This is a genomic window from Gimesia alba, from assembly GCF_007744675.1.
Classification (GTDB): Bacteria; Planctomycetota; Planctomycetia; order Planctomycetales; family Planctomycetaceae; genus Gimesia; species Gimesia alba.
Map to the genome: position 1 here is coordinate 1,905,980 of NZ_CP036269.1, position 17,164 is coordinate 1,923,143.

Here is a 17,164-nt window from a genome sequence, read left to right on the forward strand (position 1 = left end):
AGCGTTTTTTTCAGCAAACGACAGGAAGAAATCTGCTCAGAAGCTTCTGTTTGCTCGCGATTCATTCAGCGCATCAAGATTTCGCAGGATTCCGTTCAAAGCGACAAAAAACGACTGGAGATAAATACTTGTTACGTATACTATTAGGTTACCTGAGTGTTTCGAGATTTTACTCGGGCTCTTTTAATTTTATTCAAGGTTGCGATACGGAATCAGATGAATAAATCAACGACCGTTGATCAGACTGTTCAGGAAAGTCGTAACGAAGTGGTTCCCAGTCCTGTTTCTCAAACAGAGTCACAAGAAGCAAACAGCGGATTGGGGGTTGCTGTGGATAAGCCAGTTCTATTTTTTGATGGTGTGTGTGGTTTATGTAACAGCAGTGTGGATTTTGCGATTGCGCGAGATCGACAAGGGCGGCTTTTGTATTCCCCGTTGCAGGGAGAGACAGCAGCCGCGTTATTAAGTGAGCAGGACATTCAAAACATTGACACAGTCATATTTCGTACTCCAAAGGAAGGCCGGCTCTATCGGCGATCAGCGGCGATTGTGCGAGTCCTCTGGTTGCTGGGATTTCCCTGGAATGTTTGTGGATGGCTATTGTGGTTGATTCCTTTGCCGATCAGGAATCTTGGTTATCGCATGGTGGCGGGCTCACGTTATCGGCTGTTTGGCAAACATGAAACCTGTCGGATGCCGACACCGGAAGAACGGACGCGTTTTTTACCCTGAACCTGATAAGTCAGAAGTGAGTGAAGAGAGAATGATGCGATTGATTCCGTTTTTAACCCTGGTTACGTTACTGCTGGCTTTGCATTTTTGCGGTGAAGATTTATTTGCGCAAAAACCGACTGAGGAAAAACCAAACTTTATCGTTTTCATTGCCGATGATATGGCATGGGATGATTGTGGTGCTTATGGTCATCCTAAAATTCAGACTCCGAATCTGAATCAACTGGCAGTGGACGGCATGAAATTTAATCATGCGTATCTGACTTGCAGTTCTTGTAGTCCGAGCCGTTCGAGTATCATTACCGGCCGTTATCCGCACAGTACCGGTGCGCATCAGTTGCATCTTCCGTTACCCGAGAGTCAGGTCACGTTTGTGGAGCAGTTAAAAGACGCGGGTTACTACACTGCGTCCGCAGGTAAGTGGCATCTGGGTACGCCGACGAAAAGCAAGTTTGACCACGTGACCACCAAACTGAATGAATGGGTCTCGACTCTCAAACAGCGACCGAAAGATAAACCTTTCTTCATGTGGTTTGCGTTTACCGATCCGCATCGTCCTTATCAACGAAACATTATCGAACGTCCACATACAAATGAAGATGTCATCGTGCCTCCATACCTGCCCGATACCCCTGAGGTCAGAGATGACTTGGCGCTGTATTACGATGAAATAACCAGGCTGGATGGGGTGGTTGGGCGCGTCCGTGATGAATTGAAAAAACAGGATGTCGCATCAAATACGGTAATTGTGTTTTTAAGTGATAACGGGCGTCCTTTCCCACGCTGCAAAACCACCGTGTATGACAGTGGTGTGCGAACACCCTGGATTGTGACCTGGCCTGCACAGGTCAAAGGGGGATCGGTTTCTGATTCGTTGATCAGTTCGGTTGATCTGGCGCCCACCATTCTGGAGTTGGCCGGTCTACCTGTCGGCGAGACATTTCAAGGAAAGAGTTTTAAGCCTCTACTGCAAAATCCGGCTGCGACAACGCGGCTTCATATTTTCGCCGAACATAACTGGCATGATTTTGAAGATTTTGGTCGCGCGGTTCGCTCGTCCCGATTCAAATACATTCGCAATTTTTATCCCGATCTTCCCGGCACGCCACCGGCAGACGCGGTACGCAGTGAAACTTATGTCAAAATGCGTCAGTTGCGCGATGCCAGGAAACTCAATGGAGATCAACAAGGTTGTTTTCTGGCACCGCGGCCTGCGGAAGAGCTGTATGATCTTGAGGCTGATCCGCATGAGTTACACAATCTCGCAGGTCAGAAAGAGTTTCAGAAAGTGCAACAGGAATTGCGGGCGGCCCTCGACCAGTGGCAGGAAGAGACGCATGATCGTCTGCCTCGTATGCGGCGGCCTGATGAATTCGATCGGGAAACCGGCCAGCAATTGCCAGCCTTTCATAAAAAATGAACGTGGTGCTGAATTTTTCATTTCAGGAAGAAATTTGAAACGCAACCTGTGCTTTAAGAGTATCACTATCAGGATCTTTTACGGGTAAGAGGTACGGAACATGGCAGCTCCCAATGATTCTGAAGCGAAGTTAATACCAGATGCGGAAAAACCGACATTTGTGCAAAAGGCCGGGGTTTGCGCGATGTGTTTCACAGCATTTTTGCTGCTGTACTTTGTGATATCAGGACCTCTGGCCTGGCTGGAAGGGAAGATGAAGTTCGGCCCGTTTTCGAAGACGGTGAAAACTGTCTATGCTCCGCTGGCTCAGGTTGTGAAATCGGATCTCAAACCTGCTTCCACAGTAGTAAAATCCTATGTTGGATTGTTTAAGAAGTAAGTCGGAGCGGGTTTATGAATACCAGCGAACTGGAACAGCAGGAACTTTCTGAGTCCGATCATTCCGAGACTCCACCGTTGCGGAAGCGGAAGCTCAGATGGAAGTGGGGCCTGGGAGTTCTTATGGTGGGCATCGCTGCCATGATTTATCAATGGTTTCAATTAGCCCCTGACCGAACCTATCAGGTCTTTTCAGTCTATTTTGGGATCCGGAATCTGCTGATTGGCTTGTTGATCTGGTGGATGTTGATTTCCGGTGTCGCCTGGAAAACGCGTTTCAAAGGTCTGTTCGGAACAGTGCTGTTTTTCGTGCTTTTCTTTTCACTGTTGCGTGTCGAAAGTTTTGAAGGTGATATGGTGCCCCGCTTTCGCTTTCGTTTTTTACCAACGCCTGAGCAACGCGCAGAGCAATATTTTGAACAGATCGAAAACAATGCGCCTGCAGCAAACGTTGAGGTCACGGAACAGACTTTAGAAGTTTCTCCCGGCGACTGGCCCGCATTTCGCGGGGCGGAACGGGACGGTGTGGTTCGGGATCAAACGATTCGCACTGACTGGAAACAGAATCCACCTGAATTACTCTGGAAACATCCCGTTGGTGCTGGCTGGAGTTCGTTCTGTGCGATAGGCGACCGTGCGTTTACCCAGGAACAGCGCGGCGCGCAGGAGACCGTGGTTTGTTACGACGCGGCGACCGGGAAACAGATCTGGGTTTATTCGGATCCGGTGCGTTTTTCGGAAACACTGGGAGGTGTAGGACCGCGGGCGACTCCTACGTTCCACGACGGTTTTCTTTACACAATGGGGGGAACCGGAATTCTGAATTGTCTAAACGCAGGCACGGGAGAACTGGTCTGGTCGCATGATTTATTGAAGGATGGAGATTTAAAAAATCTCGAATGGGGGATGGCCGGGTCACCGCTGATCTGGGAAGAGCTAGTGATAGTGAATCAGGGGCTTCAGAAAAGCGGGTCCAAGGCAGAGGATCAATCGCTGATTGCGTTTGACCGATTGACGGGTGAGAAAGTCTGGACGGGCGGAACGAAGAAGTCGAGTTATAGTGCGCCCCAGTTTGCAGTGCTGAATGGAACGCCACAAGTTCTGGTATTTCACTCCAAGGGGCTGGAAGGTTTTGCACTTGCCGATGGAACGTCGCTCTGGTTTTTTCCCTGGACGAATCAGTCGGGGATCAATGCGGCGCAACCGATTGTGGTCGATGATCACAGCCTCTTTCTCGGAACCGGATATGGAAAAGGTTCTGCCCGGATCAGGATCAGTCCATCTGTCGAATCAGACGCACAAGTGACTCAGGATTGGAAGAGCCAGAGCATGAAGTTGAAATTCAACTCTGCTGTGAAGTGGGACGGATTCGTGTATGGACTGGATGAAGGTGTGTTGACCTGCCTGAATCTGGAGACTGGGAAACGCAATTGGAAACGGGGCCGCTATGGATATGGCCAGATGTTACTGGTTGGCTCTCATCTGTTGATTCTGGCTGAAGATGGCCGGGTGGAACTGGTCAAAGCGGATCCTGAGAAATACGAGCAGGTTGCCGAATTTCAGGCAATTGAGGGGCAAACCTGGAATCATCCGGCTTTGGCTGGTGGTAAACTATTTGTTCGAAATAGTGAAGAGGCCGCCTGTTACGATCTTTCGCCAGTGTCTAAGTAGTCGCCTCTGAATCGCGACGACACTCAAAATCGATATTTTGCGAAAAAAGTTCGCCGATTGTGCATCTTGAGTGGTTTTCGTAAACCTAAGCAAGATCTACGGTTTGAACTTGACTGACTGAAGGAACGCCAGCAAAATAGACGATAGATAAAGACCCACCTATGTGAATTGGCTTCAAACAGCGTACCGTACCGTCTTGAAGTTCTGTACGTCCCGCCTCAGATAGCCTGACTATCTGAATCAAATTGAAGAGAACGGAAGAAAGGAGACCCATGTTTCGGACAAACATGTGTGTTTACGTTTTACTTCTGGTCATTTTCCTGTCGCATGCTTTAGTTGCGCAGTCTCTATTCGCCGGACCGGCAACCACCTCTGAGTTACCCCTGGTCGCGAAAAAACCAGCGTTGCCTGTCGCGAAACCGTTGCATCAGATGATTGATCAGCAGATTCAGCAGCAACACCAAGATTATGACAAGCTGGCCTCTGTTCGCTGCAGTGACAGTGAATTTCTGCGGAGAGTGACCCTTGATCTGACAGGCCGAATTCCATCCATTGAACAGACACGTGCTTTTTTGACAGATAAGCGTCCTGCGAAGCGAACGATTCTGGTGGATCAATTATTGGGGTCGCCGGAGTATGCCCGGTATATTTCGCAGCAGTTGGATGTGATATTGATGGAGCGTCTGCGAAAGAAGTACATCGATGTCGGCGCATGGGAAGAGTTTTTGCGTCAGTCTGTAGCGGAAAATAAACCACTGGATCAGATGGTGAGAGAGATTCTTGCCGCAGACGGTTCGAAGAAAGAGGAGCAGGCAGCCGCCCGGTTTTACCTGGCCCGTGATGGTGATGTGAATGAGTTAACGCGTGACATCAGTCGGATCTTTCTGGGAGCCGACTTAACGTGCGCTCAATGCCATGATCATCCCGATGTGAATGACTGGAAGCAGGATCATTACTATGGCATCTCTGCGTTTCTGGTACGGAGTTTTGTGTTCAAGGACAAAAAGAAAAAGCAGACGGTTTTTGCAGAGAAGGCCGAAGGTGAAGTCAAATTTGAGTCGGTGTTTGAAGTCCGTGATAAAACTTCAAAAGGTCCCGAGACAACCTTACCGGTCGTATTTAACGGAAGCAAAGTTCCCGAGCCCGCCTTCAAGAAGGGGGAAGAATACAAAGTCAAACCAGCGAAAGATGTTAGGCCGATTCCGAAATATAGTCGTCGGGAACAACTGGGAGCCGCGCTGACTTCACCCCAAAATCGCCGTTTTGCCCGCACGATGGCGAATCGTCTCTGGGCGATGATGATGGGGCGGGGTATTGTGCATCCGCTCGACGCCGATCATTCCGAGAATCCCCCTTCGCATCCGGAACTGTTGGAAACGCTGACCGATCAGATGATTGCACATCAATTTGATCTGAAATGGTATTTGCGGGAACTGGTATTGAGTGAGACCTACCAGCGGTCCAGTGCCAATGACCTGTTCAACGGCAAAGACGCCGCGGAACTGGACGATGCGAAGTTTACTCATGCGATTTTGAAGCCGCTCACCCCGGAGCAGTTTGCCTGGGCGGTTCTCGAAGCCACGGGGCAGACAGCCGTCTATCGGAATAGTTTGAAGAAGAATCTGACCGAAGCGAGCTTACGCAAGAAGCTGCTAAATTACGAACGCCAGTTTGTTTCTTTGTTTGGTGGTTTACCCGGCAAGCCTGCGGAAAGGTTTGAAGCCACCGCGGACCAGATTTTGTATCTTTCCAATAATCAAGCCATTCAGGGAATTCTTTCTGCGCGTGCCGGCAATACGGCTGATCGAGTTTTGAAGTTTCCCGTTGAGCAGCCAGAAAAAGCGGCAGCAGAATTATATCTGAGCGTCTTGAATCGGCATCCGGATCAGGCAGAGACAAAAGAAGTCGCTAGTTTATTGGCAGGGAAAACAAGCAAAACGCGGTCGGAACTGGTGAGTGATTTGATCTGGGCATTAGTGATGTCTTCGGAGTTTCGTTTTAATCATTAGTCGGCATTGTGTACGAAGTACGGTTTTCAGAGTCAGTCAGACACATTATTGAAATGCAGGGAAGGTGAGACAATGCGTTGTAAATATGCTTGTGGATCCCATGAATCGTTGACACGTCGTTCCTTTTTAGGAGGCACGGCGGCGGGGGCTTTGAGTATGCTCGGCTTTGGCGGCATGACTCAGGTCGAAGCTGCGAAAAAACTGGCGTCACAACAAAAGCAGGTCGTGGTATTCTGGCTTTCTGGTGGAGTCAGCCAGTTGGAAACCTGGGATCCCAAACCAGGGGTCGAAACGGGGGGACCTTTCCAGGCGATTTCGACATCGGCACCAGGAGTTCAGATCAGCGAACTTCTGCCTTATACCGCGCAGCAGATGCATCATCTGGCACTGGTAAGGGGCATCAATACCAAAGAGAACGACCATGGTAAAGGTGCCTACATCATGCAGACCGGGCGGAAGAAACAACCCGGTTTTGCCTATCCTTATCTGGGATCGACATTTTCACATCATCTGGCACCGCCGAAAAGTCCTTTGCCAGGCTATATTTCAGTGGGGGCAGGGGGCTCCTCTGCCGAGTCGACATTTTTAGGGCCACGGCATGCACCGCTGGTGCTTTCGAATGGAAAAGCACCCAGCAATTTGGCGCTGCATTCATCGATGACTGAGGATCGGGATAAGCTTCGCAGAAGCCTGCGTCATAAATTTAGCCAGCGTTTTGAGCAGAAGCGAAGAACTGCGCACACGGAAGTTTACAATCAATCGTTCGATCAGGCAGCGGCTTTAATGGCGCGGAGTGATATTTTTGACTTCAGCAAATTTTCTGACAAAGACGTCGAACGATATGGTAAGCATGATTTTGGCCGTCACTGTTTAATGGCCCGGCAGCTGATTGAAAAGGGAGTGACATTCGTCAAAGTCGGGCATACCAACTACGATACGCATTCAGAAAACTTCAATTTTCATATCGAGCAGTTAGGTGAATTTGATAAGCCTTTCGCAACATTCATTTCCGATTTGTACGACCGTGGTTTATTAGACCACACCTTAATTATCTGCATGTGTGAATTTGGGCGAACGCCTCGGATTAATCAACGGGTGGGTCGTGATCACTGGGGAACGGCCTGGTCGGTGGCCCTGGGGGGCACAGGCATCAAAGGGGGCGCTGTCTCCGGAAAGACCAATGAAACAGGCACAAAGGTGATTGATCGTGAAGTCAACGGCGGTCATCTGTTCCACACGTATTATCAGGCGGTAGGACTGGATTCGACAGAAGAGTTTTATCCGAACGGTCAGCCGATTGCGAAAGCAGATCCCAAAGCAGAGCCGATCAAGGAGATTCTGGCGTGAGCGGTTTTGAGCCAATCAAATCTTGGAGAGTCTGTCTGGGCATGTTGCTGACTGTTTTCTCAACGATTCTACCCGCGACAGCCGCGAAGCCGGATGCGAAAACTGAGCCTGTCGAACAACCGGTCATGGCAGTGAAGCCGATTTTAGATCATGGATCGACCCCTTTGCCTGCGGCGCTCAAGTTTGCACAACTGGATGCACAGAAGGCAGCCAAACAGACTGCGCTGCAAAGCAAAGTTGTAGCGGAAGCATCAAAAAAACTGCAACTAGTTGATGAAGAAATCAAAGGCATTCAGAAACGGGTCCAAGAGACACAGCAAAAAATTAAGATCGATTCTGACACCCTGAAGCAATCTCAACAGGCGTTGAAGAAGTACAACGAAAACAAAGTGAGAGAAAAGAAATCGAACGAACCTCTCGTTGCAGCCAAACCGATTCCCGATACCGATCTGCTGAAAAAACAAATCACACAGAGCCAGCAGCAAGTCAAATCGCTCGAACAATCCCTGAAGGAAAAACAAAAACAACAGGGGGAATTGAAGAAGCAGGTTGCCGAAGTTAATAAACAGTTGGCTAATTTAAAAATGAAAGAGAATCAATTTTTAGAGATTGCCAAATTGTATCAGTCAAAACCGCCGATTGCTGATCCGAAGTTAATTCGCGAAGTTGCCACGTTTCAGAATTCACGCCCCCTGTATTCCTGTAAAATTGATGCAAGCGGAAACTATTTGCTGGCCGGTGCTCAGGGGTCTGACTTCCAGCGCTGGGATCTGGTCAGTGCCGAAAACACACAGCTCGCAGGCCATAAGAGTTGGGTCCGTCGCTTTGATGTCGATGATTCCAAACCGTTGCTCATCACCGGGGCCTATGAAGGCAAGCTTGCCTGGTGGGACCTGACTTCTGCTCAACCAACGCCGAAGCATTTGATTGATGCACATAAGGGTTATGTACGCGGGGTCTCACTCAGTCCGGATGGCACGTTGGTGGCAACTGCCGGCAATGATCGGCTGGTAAAAATCTGGTCGGTGCAAACGGCCAAGCTGATTCGGACACTCGCAGGGCATGAGCATCAGGTCTATAACGTGAAATTTCACCCTGGTGGTCAATATCTGATTTCCGGTGACTTGCGGGGAAATCTCAAGCAGTGGGATGTGAAAACCGGGAAACTGGTGCGGGATTTTGATGGGAGCGTGATTTACAAATATGATAAAACATTCCACGCTCACATTGGTGGTGTGCGGGGGATGGATATCAGCCGGGATGGAAAATATTTTGCGATTTCCAGCATTGGAGAAGTCTCAAATGCATTTGCCGGTATCGGAGTTCCGACAGTGATTCTGTTTGATTGGGAAACCGGCAAGCGACTGGCGGTGATGACGCCCAGCGATAATTTCAAAGGCACCTGCTGGGGAGTTCGGTTTCATCCCGAGAATGATTTCATCGCCGCTGCGGGAGGAAATTCATCCGGCATGATCTGGTTCTGGAAACTGGGAGAAGAGAAACCTTTTACTGCCCAGAAAGTCAAAAGTGTGCCTTACGATCTGGATTTCCATCCGGATGGTCTTCGGATGTGCGTGGCCTGCTATGACAAGACAGCGCGGCTCTACAATCTGGGACCCAAGACGGCGGTTGAGTTAGCGAAAGAAAAAGGCAAAAAGAAGAAGTAGGTCCGTTTGATCACGCTTGATTTCTGCTCATTTTTGCGGGGGAGACCGCCGGACTGATTCCTGCTCTGCGAGTAGACTCAGTTTTTTCATTTGCGAATTTAAGATTCGTTTTGTCAATCCGCAGAATAAAATGCCGATGATTCGATGAAACAGGGAAGCGAAGACCAGCTCACAATGGTAGTCTAATTGCGTTTTACGGCCCAGGTCCGTTAATTCATACGTTACATTGAGCTGAAACGCGTTGCTTTGCAGTTCGACTGCGAGCAGAGTGGGAGGCTCGTATTGAGTGACTTTCCCTGTGTATTGCTGTATTTGACCGCCTTCTCGAATCGTTTGGATAAACTCTGTTCCCACCGGGTTATCAGCATTTTCGCCGTTGGGATATTCAGTTGATTCCAGGCCTTCCATCCAGAGCTTCATTTTTTCGTCATCGTTGAGAAAGCTGAAAACCACATCAATCGGTGCGATGATTTCCTGCTGATAGGTAATTTCCAAGGGGGCCCACTCCTTAAAATTGCCACTACTACTCCTGTCTCATCTGAAGCAGTGCTTCCAAAATCAGCATGAGGGAATTGAGGTGACTCTTTACGAATTCAACTTCACCGAGGCTTGGCAGCCCTGATTCTAGTTTATTGTAACAGTTTCTGGAGCGTTTAGGATCAAGAATTCTGTAGAATGAGGGCATGGTTTTGGCGATTTAAATGGAATCAAGATCTCGAAATGTGCGGAGCATGTGCGGTTTGGTTGACGGATGTTTGGTTGAGGGGAACGCCGGAACCAAAAAAAGCAGGGCTGAATCAGCCCTGCGGAAAATCGTTTTTAGTTGTCGTGAGAAGTTACTTCTTTTTCTCTTCTTTCTTAGGGGCTTCTTTTTTAGCAGCTGGTTTTGGAGCGGGTTTCTTTTCTTCCTTTTTCTTTTCCGCTTTCTTTTTAGCGGGTTTCGGAGCTGGTTTTTTCTCTTTCTTCGCTGCCGGCTTTTTCTCGGCTGGTTTCTTTGCAGCTGGTTTTGCTGGTTCTGGTTTTGCTGGTTCTGGTTTTGCTGCTGCGACCGGTTTGGGTTCTTCGGGAAGACCAATGATTGCTAAGCCCGTAATTTGTTTTTGTAAGGCCAATCCCGCGGGGCGAGTGACTTTGGTTTGCCAGACATAAAGACGTTTCAGTTTTTTCAATGAACTGAGCTGGGGCAGACCGGCGTCTGTGATTTCTGTTCCATAGAGGTTCAAATATTCCAGGTTGGGGAGGGCTTGCAGCTGTTTGAGACCGGCGTCGTTGACTTTCGTTTTTTCAAGGTGCAGATGTGTCAGATCTTTGAGGTGTTTCAGATGCGCCAGACCAGCTGAAGTGACTTCCGTTCCACGTAAATTCAGACTGGCCACTTTCGACAGGCCTGCCAGCGTTTTCAGGGTGTCATCTGTAATTTTCTGGTCCGAGAGATGAAAGGCGATTTCCAGACGGTCATCATTCTGTGCCAGTTCCAGAACGGAACCACCGGCGGCACGAATTTTGGCTTTGGCCTGTTCCGTCGCCGGGTCTGCTTTCTTCTCTTCTGCCGAAACCACGGGAATCATTGAGAGTGAAATTGCGGTAAATAGCGCTACAGAAAAAATTCTCATTTTACCTATCCTTACTTTCGCTTGCGTTCTTCGGTATTGATGTCAAAGCTGAAGGTACATCATATTCTATTGTGCCTCTCTCGACTGCCCCAGATGGGTGAATTGCATTAAATCAATATGGGCAATAGAGATAGGTCCTAAACTATCAATTCAACTTATCTTGATATATTTTATCAGGAGTGTACCGGTTTCGAAAAGAGTCAGTGCAAAAAATGTCAGTTTTGGACTGGAATATCGATGAGGTCTGTTTTTTGCCTGTCGTGGTGGAAATGGTCTCGATTCAAATCAGAAAATCCATTAACCTTCCGCCTCGGAATATTCTGTCATTTGCATAGTAAAGTCTGAACTGGAAACCATTAATGTCATCAGTTTCAACTTCGTACCCCCGAGATACCATCATTCATGGGCTGGGGCGCGGGGTGATCAATACAATTTGTCTCATGGGCGACCTGTTTCTGTTCGGCTGGGAAATGCTGGGCTGGATGGTGACGCGCCTGCCTCCTCGGAGCAATCTCTGGTGGTGTATGTACCACATAGGGATTCAGAGTATTCCTGTCATTTTGATTACAGGCGGCTTTATTGGCATGGTCCTGGCTGTGCAGTCTTATGATCAGTTCAAACTAATGCATCTGGAAAATCAGATCGGCGCGGTAATTTCCATCTCACTGGTGGAAGAACTGGGGCCCGTTCTAGCCGCAATCATGCTGGCTGGTCGTGTGGGGACTTCGATGTCGGCCGAGCTGGGAACGATGCGCGTGACCGAACAGATCGATGCCTTGCGCGCGCTCGGGGCAGATCCGATTCACTATCTGGTTGTGCCGCGATTTCTGTCCTGCTGTCTGTTGATCCCGCTACTCACTATTATTGCTGATGCGGTGGGAATCCTGGGAGGCTGGTTTTTCAGCACCCAGATCTTAGGCGTCGATTCGTTCTACTACTGGCATTATTCGATACAATTTGTGTACGCCTATGATGTGATGGGGGGAATCTTTAAAAGCTTCTTCTTTGGCGCTGCCATTTCGTTAATCTCCTGTCACCGTGGCTTCCATTGTGGTGCGGGTGCTGAGGGAGTTGGCAAAGCAGCGACAGAAGCATTCGTGTATTCCTTCATTATGATCATGATTCTAGATTTTCTGCTGGGAGTGGGAATCGTCAATTTTTATCACTTCATGCAGACGGTTTATCCGGGTGTCCTCAGGTAACTCAGCGCTACTAAACTGAACCCAAAGAAAACATTACTATGGATGAGCAGAAATCAAAAGATGGCTATGTCATTGAACTGCGCAATGTCTCGCGCCAGTTTGGAACACATCAGGTTCTGCGCGATGTTTCGTTTGGTGTGCGTCGTGGGGAAACGCTGGTGGTGATTGGGGAGAGTGGTTGCGGGAAAAGTGTGACCATGAAGCTGATCATGAATTTATTGCAGCCAACACAAGGTGATGTATTGTGGAATGACCGTTCGATTTCAGATCGCAGCCCGCGTGAATTACATCGGGATCGACTGCGAATTGGCTATCTGTTTCAGGGGGCGGCGTTATTTGACAGCCTGTCTGTCTACGAGAATGTTGCCTTTGGGTTAACCCAGAATACCAAATTGAAAAAAGCAGACATTGATCAGATTGTGGTTGAACGTTTAAGAGAAGTCGGGCTTTCTGAAACAATCAGTCAGAAGAAGCCGGCGCAACTTTCCGGCGGTATGAAAAAACGTGTGGGGTTAGCGCGTGCACTGGCGATGACTCCTGAAGTCATGCTGTATGATGAACCGACAACAGGGCTTGACCCTGTGATGACGGATGTCATTAACGAGCTGATTCTGCAGACACGGGCCAGTCGCCCGGTGACCAGCATTGTCGTGACGCATGATATGAGTACTGTCAAAAAAGTCGCCGATCGGATTATCATGTTGTATCCGTTGGCGCGTTTGAATCCGGAAGAGGAACAGATCGTCTTCGAAGGGACAGCAGAAGAAGCGTTCGCATCTTCTTCGCCGCGGGTCCATCAGTTTGTCTATGGCGAAGCCGGGGACCGGATTCGGGAGATGGCGGAAGCCGCCTGAGCGGGCACTGTTCAGAAATCGTATTCATCAACAATTTTAAAACGTAACGAGAGGGTTTGATCTCAAGGATGAGATCAAGATTGAGGCAAATATGACGGATCGCCAAATACAATTTCGTGTAGGACTGTTTGTGATTTCCGCGATGATTACGGGAGCCGCGATGATCTTTCAGTTCGGTCAACTGGAAACCTTGTGGAAGAAGAAATACACGATTGCGATGCGATTTGAATCCATCTCCGGAGTACATCGCGGGACGCCCGTTGTGCGGCACGGGATTCGGATTGGCGAGGTGAGCAAGATTATCACCAGTGATTCCAAGCCGGGTGTGCTGTTGCTGGTGGCCATCAGTGAAACTCAGCATCTGCGAAAAGACGCGAGCCCGCAGATTGTCAGTTCGATCATGGGCGATTCAAAAATTGTGATTACTCCCGGCAAGAGTACAAACTTTATTCAGCCGGGAGAACGTCTGATCGGGCAGGCTTCCAGTGACCCGATGGAAGTCGTCTTCCGAATGGAGAAGCAGGTTTCTACAACACTGGAAGCGTTCACTTCGACCAGTAAAGAGTGGGAGAAACTGGCGGGGAACATGAACCGACTGATGGAGACCAAAGAGGGGAACCTGGATGTCGTGATCGAGCGTGCAGCGACTTCCTTAGAGGAGTTTTCGCTGGCGATGCGAAAAATGAATCAGATGATGGGGAGTGTGAATCAACTCGTTGCTGATCCCAAGCAACAGGAAAACCTGAAACGTACGATCGCCGCGATGCCTGCCATGATCGAAAGTACGCACCGCACGATTGCTTCGGTGGAAGTGGCGGTCAAGAAAGCGGGAGAAAACCTGGATAATCTGTCACAGGTTACCGATCCGTTGGCCAAACACAGTCAGTCGATGATCGTTAAACTGGATCGGAGCTTATCCCGCCTGGATGCGATAATGGCGGAGATGAATTCGTTTACCCGCGCGTTGAATTCAGGCGATGGGTCTCTCAAAAAGTTCATGTCAGATCCCGAGTTGTACCGCAATATGAATCGGTCGGCCAGTTCATTGACGGTTCTGTTGAATAACCTGGAACCAATCGCACGTGATATTCGCATCTTTAGTGATAAAATTGCCCGTCACCCGGAAATACTGGGAGTAGGCGGCGCCATGAAAGGGAGTTCGGGGCTCAAAGAACCAACCGAAAAATCGTCGCAGATTAAACAATCCGGCTTCTCCTTTCCCGGTAGAGCACGCTGAATCAGAGTTGCTGCTCATTCTTTAATATCTCACTTCCCGTTTCGTCTCCTTGATTGTTGAGACTGAGGGAAAGGGACGTTTTCTTTCTCGTTCACGGTCTGGTCTCTCACTCCGCTTTCTTCATGAACAGATAAAACGCAGCTCTGCTGTGCTGTTAACTGCGGCCCGATATGAGTGGCTTTATGTGTACACTTGGGGCTCCTGACATTTCAGGATCTGTGATCTGGGACCGTTTTTCTGGTGTGAAAGCCAGTGAACAGCGAAATAAGAATTTGCTATTTAGAGTTCTTAATAGAACGTTCATCAAAAATTAACAATAGGCTGTATTATCCCAAAATAGATCCAGCCGTTGATTTGTTTCAATGAGTGAAAACTGGATGTTGAACTCACTGTTTATAAGGTAGAGCCAATCGTGCGCACCTCTTCTTCTCGACGTCATTTCTTAAAGACGGCTATTACGGCCCCTGCGGTGGGAACGGTTTTTTCCCGCTTTCTAACGATGGCGTCTGCCAACGGGATTACGAAAGATCATTCCGAACTTCGGCCTGTTTTGGATGAGACAACGGGGTTGCCGTTACTGCGGCTGCCGGACGGTTTCCGCTACCAGTCGTTTGGCTGGGTGGGAGACAAAATGTCAGATGGGGTGATCACGCCTGAAGGTCATGACGGCATGGCGGTGATTTCCCAGAACGGGGATGTGATTACGCTTTGCCGAAATCATGAAATTCGAGGCTCCCAAAGTTTCGGTCCGGAAGCCCTTACGTTTGACCGGAAAGCGGGCGGGGGGTGTGCGAATCTTCAATTTGATGTCAAAGCAGGAAAATGGTTGAAGAGCTGGACCAGTTTAGCGGGAACCGTACAAAACTGTGCCGGCGGACCAACTCCATGGGGAACCTGGTTGTCTTGTGAAGAGACAGTGATTGGCCCGAAAGAAAGTTTTCGCGACGTTCAATATCATCATGAAAAACATCATGGCTGGGTTTTTGAAGTACCAGCCGAAGGGACCGCTTCATTAGAGCCGCTGAAAGCATTAGGGCGATTCGTACACGAAGCACTCGCCATTGATCCGCGCGATGGCATCATTTATGAAACGGAAGACCGGGATACAGCGGGCTTCTATCGCTTCCTGCCCAATGAGCGTGAAGTACTCACCCAGGGGGGCGGCTTGCAGATGTTGAAGGTCAAAGGCCAGTCGGATTTGCGAACTGGTGCAAGCCGTGGCGTTCGTTACGAAGCGGAATGGGTTGACATTGAAGATCCGGAGCGTCGTAATACGCCGGGTAAGGAAGACGGACTCGGCGTTTACTCACAGGGAAAAGAGAAGGGGGCGACAACCTTTGGTCGCCTGGAAGGCTGCTGGTATGGTGACGGTCTGGTTTATTTTAACTGCACCAATGGGGGAGAAGCCGGCCTGGGACAGGTCTGGTCATTCTCACCCAAAGATCAGACGCTGCAGCTTGTGTTTCAGTCTCCCAGCCATGAGATTCTGGATAGCCCGGATAATTTGACAGTCAGTCCGCGAGGCGGTTTGATTCTATGCGAAGATGCTGACCTGAAGCCTTTGCGTTTGCATGCGTTGAGTCGCAAGGGAACTTTGAAAACCGTCGCCATCAATAACATCCAACTGAAAAAAGGCCAGCATCTCAATCTGGAAGGTGATTTCAGTGGTGGAGAATGGGCAGGTGCCTGCTTCAGTCCGGATGGCAAATGGCTGTTCGTTAACATTCAAGACCCGGGCATGACCTTTGCAATTACCGGCCCCTGGGAGGAGTTAGGGGTTTAACTGAAGTCCAAAATCGAGAAGTATCTCAGGCCTCTTGTTCTATCGGTAGAGCAAGGGGCTTTTTTTATCAATCTTGAGATGAGACAAGGGGGGCGGGGCGACGAGGAATCGTTTTGACTTAGGAAACAGGGCTTTTCTGCTTTTCCGGAGATGCGGGCTTTAAAGCACTTGTGTTGAACTGTAGACTGAAAGAGAGTCTGGCGGGTTCAGCTGTCATTCCGAGACTCTCTTTTTCGATTTTACTAACGCATGTTGCCTGACTGCTTTTAAGTCTCACATTCAAACGATGTCGCTCAAAAATTATATCAAGAATGATTTGGAAGTCCGCTTGCGGAATGGACAGGAACTGCCTGCGCAGCTGACATTGGAATCATTGGCAGAGCATTATGAGGTCAGCTTTTCTCCCGTCAGAACGGCACTGGCAGAACTGGTCGAAGAAGGACTGCTGCAAAAAGGAGCCAATCGCAGGCTGGTTTTAAACACGGAGCAGATCAAACCGTTAAAGCGCGGGAAAAAGTCTGTTCTTCCAGAACCTCCTGTCGACATGTTTGAAGTGATCACCAATGATTTCGTGAAATTGAGTTTACAGGGAGAGCCGATCGATATTCGCGAAGAAGTGACGGCTCGAAAATACAACATCAGTCGTTCTTCGCTACGAATTATTTTGAACCGTCTGGCGGGAACCGGAATTCTGGATCACATTCCCCGACGAGGCTGGAGGCTCAGACCGTTTCGCCAGGAAGATATGCAGGCGTTTCTGGAAGTACGCGAACTGCTGGAATTGAAAGCACTCGAACTGGCCAAGCCGCATCTGGTCAAAGAAGATCTACAGAGGATTCTCGCTGGAAATGTGATTCCCCAAAAGAAGTCTGAGAGTGTCTTGATCGATAATTCGTTGCATGAATATATCATCGAAAAAGCCGGGAATTATTACATTCAGGACTTTTTTCAGCATCAGGGCCGGTATTACGACATTCTGTTTGACTGGGAAGATCAGGATCGGGAAACCGCCATCGAAACGGTACGTCAGCATCAATCGATTCTGAATGCGCTGATCAAAAAAGATTGGCGTTCCGCTCGCAAAGCCCTGTCTTATCATATCCGCAATAACCATCCGATATTGAGCAAGATCGCGGAATGAATCCCGCGGTTTGTGATCGCTGCAGAATGATATCTTCAACTCGTTGGACTATGGTCGCTCTGGACTCTGATGCTTGTTTTTCTAAGATAGATCCGTCATTCATCGATAAG

The 17,164-nt window shown here is 49.0% G+C and carries 14 protein-coding genes; 12 read left to right on the forward strand and 2 right to left on the reverse strand.

The window, feature by feature from the left end; all coding sequences use genetic code 11:
• Positions 1–216 precede the first annotated feature (216 nt).
• From Pan241w_RS07295 to Pan241w_RS07325, 7 genes are all read left to right on the forward strand, one after another.
• Entirely contained in the window at positions 217–732 is a 516-nt protein-coding gene (locus Pan241w_RS07295; RefSeq protein WP_145213104.1) for a thiol-disulfide oxidoreductase DCC family protein, read from the forward strand.
• A 31-nt stretch (positions 733–763) separates the two neighbouring features.
• Positions 764–2,152 carry a sulfatase family protein gene (locus Pan241w_RS07300; RefSeq protein ID WP_232107382.1) on the forward strand — a complete coding sequence of 463 codons (1,389 nt, stop codon included), beginning with the start codon at positions 764–766 and terminating at the stop codon, positions 2,150–2,152.
• Positions 2,153–2,252: 100 nt separating this feature from the next.
• Positions 2,253–2,531: a hypothetical protein gene (locus Pan241w_RS07305; protein WP_145213106.1), complete on the forward strand. Its 279-nt coding sequence runs from the start codon at positions 2,253–2,255 to the stop codon at positions 2,529–2,531.
• A 14-nt stretch (positions 2,532–2,545) separates the two neighbouring features.
• Entirely contained in the window at positions 2,546–4,201 is a 1,656-nt protein-coding gene (locus Pan241w_RS07310) for a PQQ-binding-like beta-propeller repeat protein (protein WP_145213109.1), read from the forward strand.
• Between the two features lie 272 nt (positions 4,202–4,473).
• The gene (locus Pan241w_RS07315; RefSeq protein ID WP_145213112.1) at positions 4,474–6,210 is read left to right on the forward strand and encodes a DUF1549 domain-containing protein; all 1,737 of its coding nucleotides are present in this window, start codon (positions 4,474–4,476) and stop codon (positions 6,208–6,210) included.
• A 72-nt stretch (positions 6,211–6,282) separates the two neighbouring features.
• The gene (locus Pan241w_RS07320) at positions 6,283–7,557 is read left to right on the forward strand and encodes a DUF1501 domain-containing protein (RefSeq protein ID WP_145213115.1); all 1,275 of its coding nucleotides are present in this window, start codon (positions 6,283–6,285) and stop codon (positions 7,555–7,557) included.
• Positions 7,554–9,224 (forward strand): WD40 repeat domain-containing protein, encoded by a 1,671-nt coding sequence (locus tag Pan241w_RS07325; protein ID WP_145213118.1) that lies wholly within the window; start codon positions 7,554–7,556, stop codon positions 9,222–9,224. Before Pan241w_RS07320 ends, Pan241w_RS07325 begins: the two co-directional genes overlap by 4 nt.
• Positions 9,225–9,251: 27 nt before the next feature.
• Here the strand turns inward: Pan241w_RS07325 and Pan241w_RS07330 are convergent, their stop codons facing one another.
• Entirely contained in the window at positions 9,252–9,719 is a 468-nt protein-coding gene (locus tag Pan241w_RS07330) for an SRPBCC family protein (RefSeq protein ID WP_145213121.1), read from the reverse strand.
• A gap of 341 nt (positions 9,720–10,060) precedes the next feature.
• Positions 10,061–10,837, reverse strand: a complete 777-nt coding sequence (locus Pan241w_RS07335) for a leucine-rich repeat domain-containing protein (RefSeq protein ID WP_145213123.1) — start codon at positions 10,835–10,837, stop codon at positions 10,061–10,063.
• 359 nt (positions 10,838–11,196) lie between these two features.
• On the opposite strand from Pan241w_RS07335, the gene Pan241w_RS07340 reads away from it, so the two are divergent.
• The 5 genes from Pan241w_RS07340 (at position 11,197) to Pan241w_RS07360 (ending at position 17,054) form a co-directional block, all read left to right on the forward strand.
• Positions 11,197–12,039, forward strand: coding sequence for an MlaE family ABC transporter permease (locus Pan241w_RS07340; protein WP_145213126.1), 843 nt, complete (start codon positions 11,197–11,199; stop codon positions 12,037–12,039).
• 38 nt (positions 12,040–12,077) lie between these two features.
• Positions 12,078–12,893, forward strand: a complete 816-nt coding sequence (locus Pan241w_RS07345; RefSeq protein ID WP_145213128.1) for an ABC transporter ATP-binding protein — start codon at positions 12,078–12,080, stop codon at positions 12,891–12,893.
• Between the two features lie 91 nt (positions 12,894–12,984).
• Positions 12,985–14,130, forward strand: coding sequence for an MlaD family protein (locus Pan241w_RS07350; RefSeq protein ID WP_145213131.1), 1,146 nt, complete (start codon positions 12,985–12,987; stop codon positions 14,128–14,130).
• A gap of 412 nt (positions 14,131–14,542) precedes the next feature.
• Positions 14,543–15,913, forward strand: coding sequence for an alkaline phosphatase PhoX (locus Pan241w_RS07355; RefSeq protein WP_145213134.1), 1,371 nt, complete (start codon positions 14,543–14,545; stop codon positions 15,911–15,913).
• A 286-nt stretch (positions 15,914–16,199) separates the two neighbouring features.
• Complete coding sequence (locus Pan241w_RS07360) at positions 16,200–17,054, forward strand: GntR family transcriptional regulator (protein WP_145213137.1); 855 nt, start codon at positions 16,200–16,202, stop codon at positions 17,052–17,054.
• The last annotated feature ends 110 nt before the right edge of the window (positions 17,055–17,164 follow it).

Bases quoted from the DNA above. Each gene is read 5' to 3' on its own strand.
- Pan241w_RS07295 (WP_145213104.1), top strand. From the start codon at position 217: ATGAATAAATCAACGACCGTTGATCAGACTGTTCAGGAAAGTCGTAAC.
- Pan241w_RS07300 (WP_232107382.1), top strand. From the start codon at position 764: ATGATGCGATTGATTCCGTTTTTAACCCTGGTTACGTTACTGCTGGCT.
- Pan241w_RS07305 (WP_145213106.1), top strand. From the start codon at position 2,253: ATGGCAGCTCCCAATGATTCTGAAGCGAAGTTAATACCAGATGCGGAA.
- Pan241w_RS07310 (WP_145213109.1), top strand. From the start codon at position 2,546: ATGAATACCAGCGAACTGGAACAGCAGGAACTTTCTGAGTCCGATCAT.
- Pan241w_RS07315 (WP_145213112.1), top strand. From the start codon at position 4,474: ATGTTTCGGACAAACATGTGTGTTTACGTTTTACTTCTGGTCATTTTC.
- Pan241w_RS07320 (WP_145213115.1), top strand. From the start codon at position 6,283: ATGCGTTGTAAATATGCTTGTGGATCCCATGAATCGTTGACACGTCGT.
- Pan241w_RS07335 (WP_145213123.1), bottom strand. From the start codon at position 10,837: ATGAGAATTTTTTCTGTAGCGCTATTTACCGCAATTTCACTCTCAATG.
- Pan241w_RS07340 (WP_145213126.1), top strand. From the start codon at position 11,197: ATGTCATCAGTTTCAACTTCGTACCCCCGAGATACCATCATTCATGGG.
- Pan241w_RS07345 (WP_145213128.1), top strand. From the start codon at position 12,078: ATGGATGAGCAGAAATCAAAAGATGGCTATGTCATTGAACTGCGCAAT.
- Pan241w_RS07350 (WP_145213131.1), top strand. From the start codon at position 12,985: ATGACGGATCGCCAAATACAATTTCGTGTAGGACTGTTTGTGATTTCC.
- Pan241w_RS07360 (WP_145213137.1), top strand. From the start codon at position 16,200: ATGTCGCTCAAAAATTATATCAAGAATGATTTGGAAGTCCGCTTGCGG.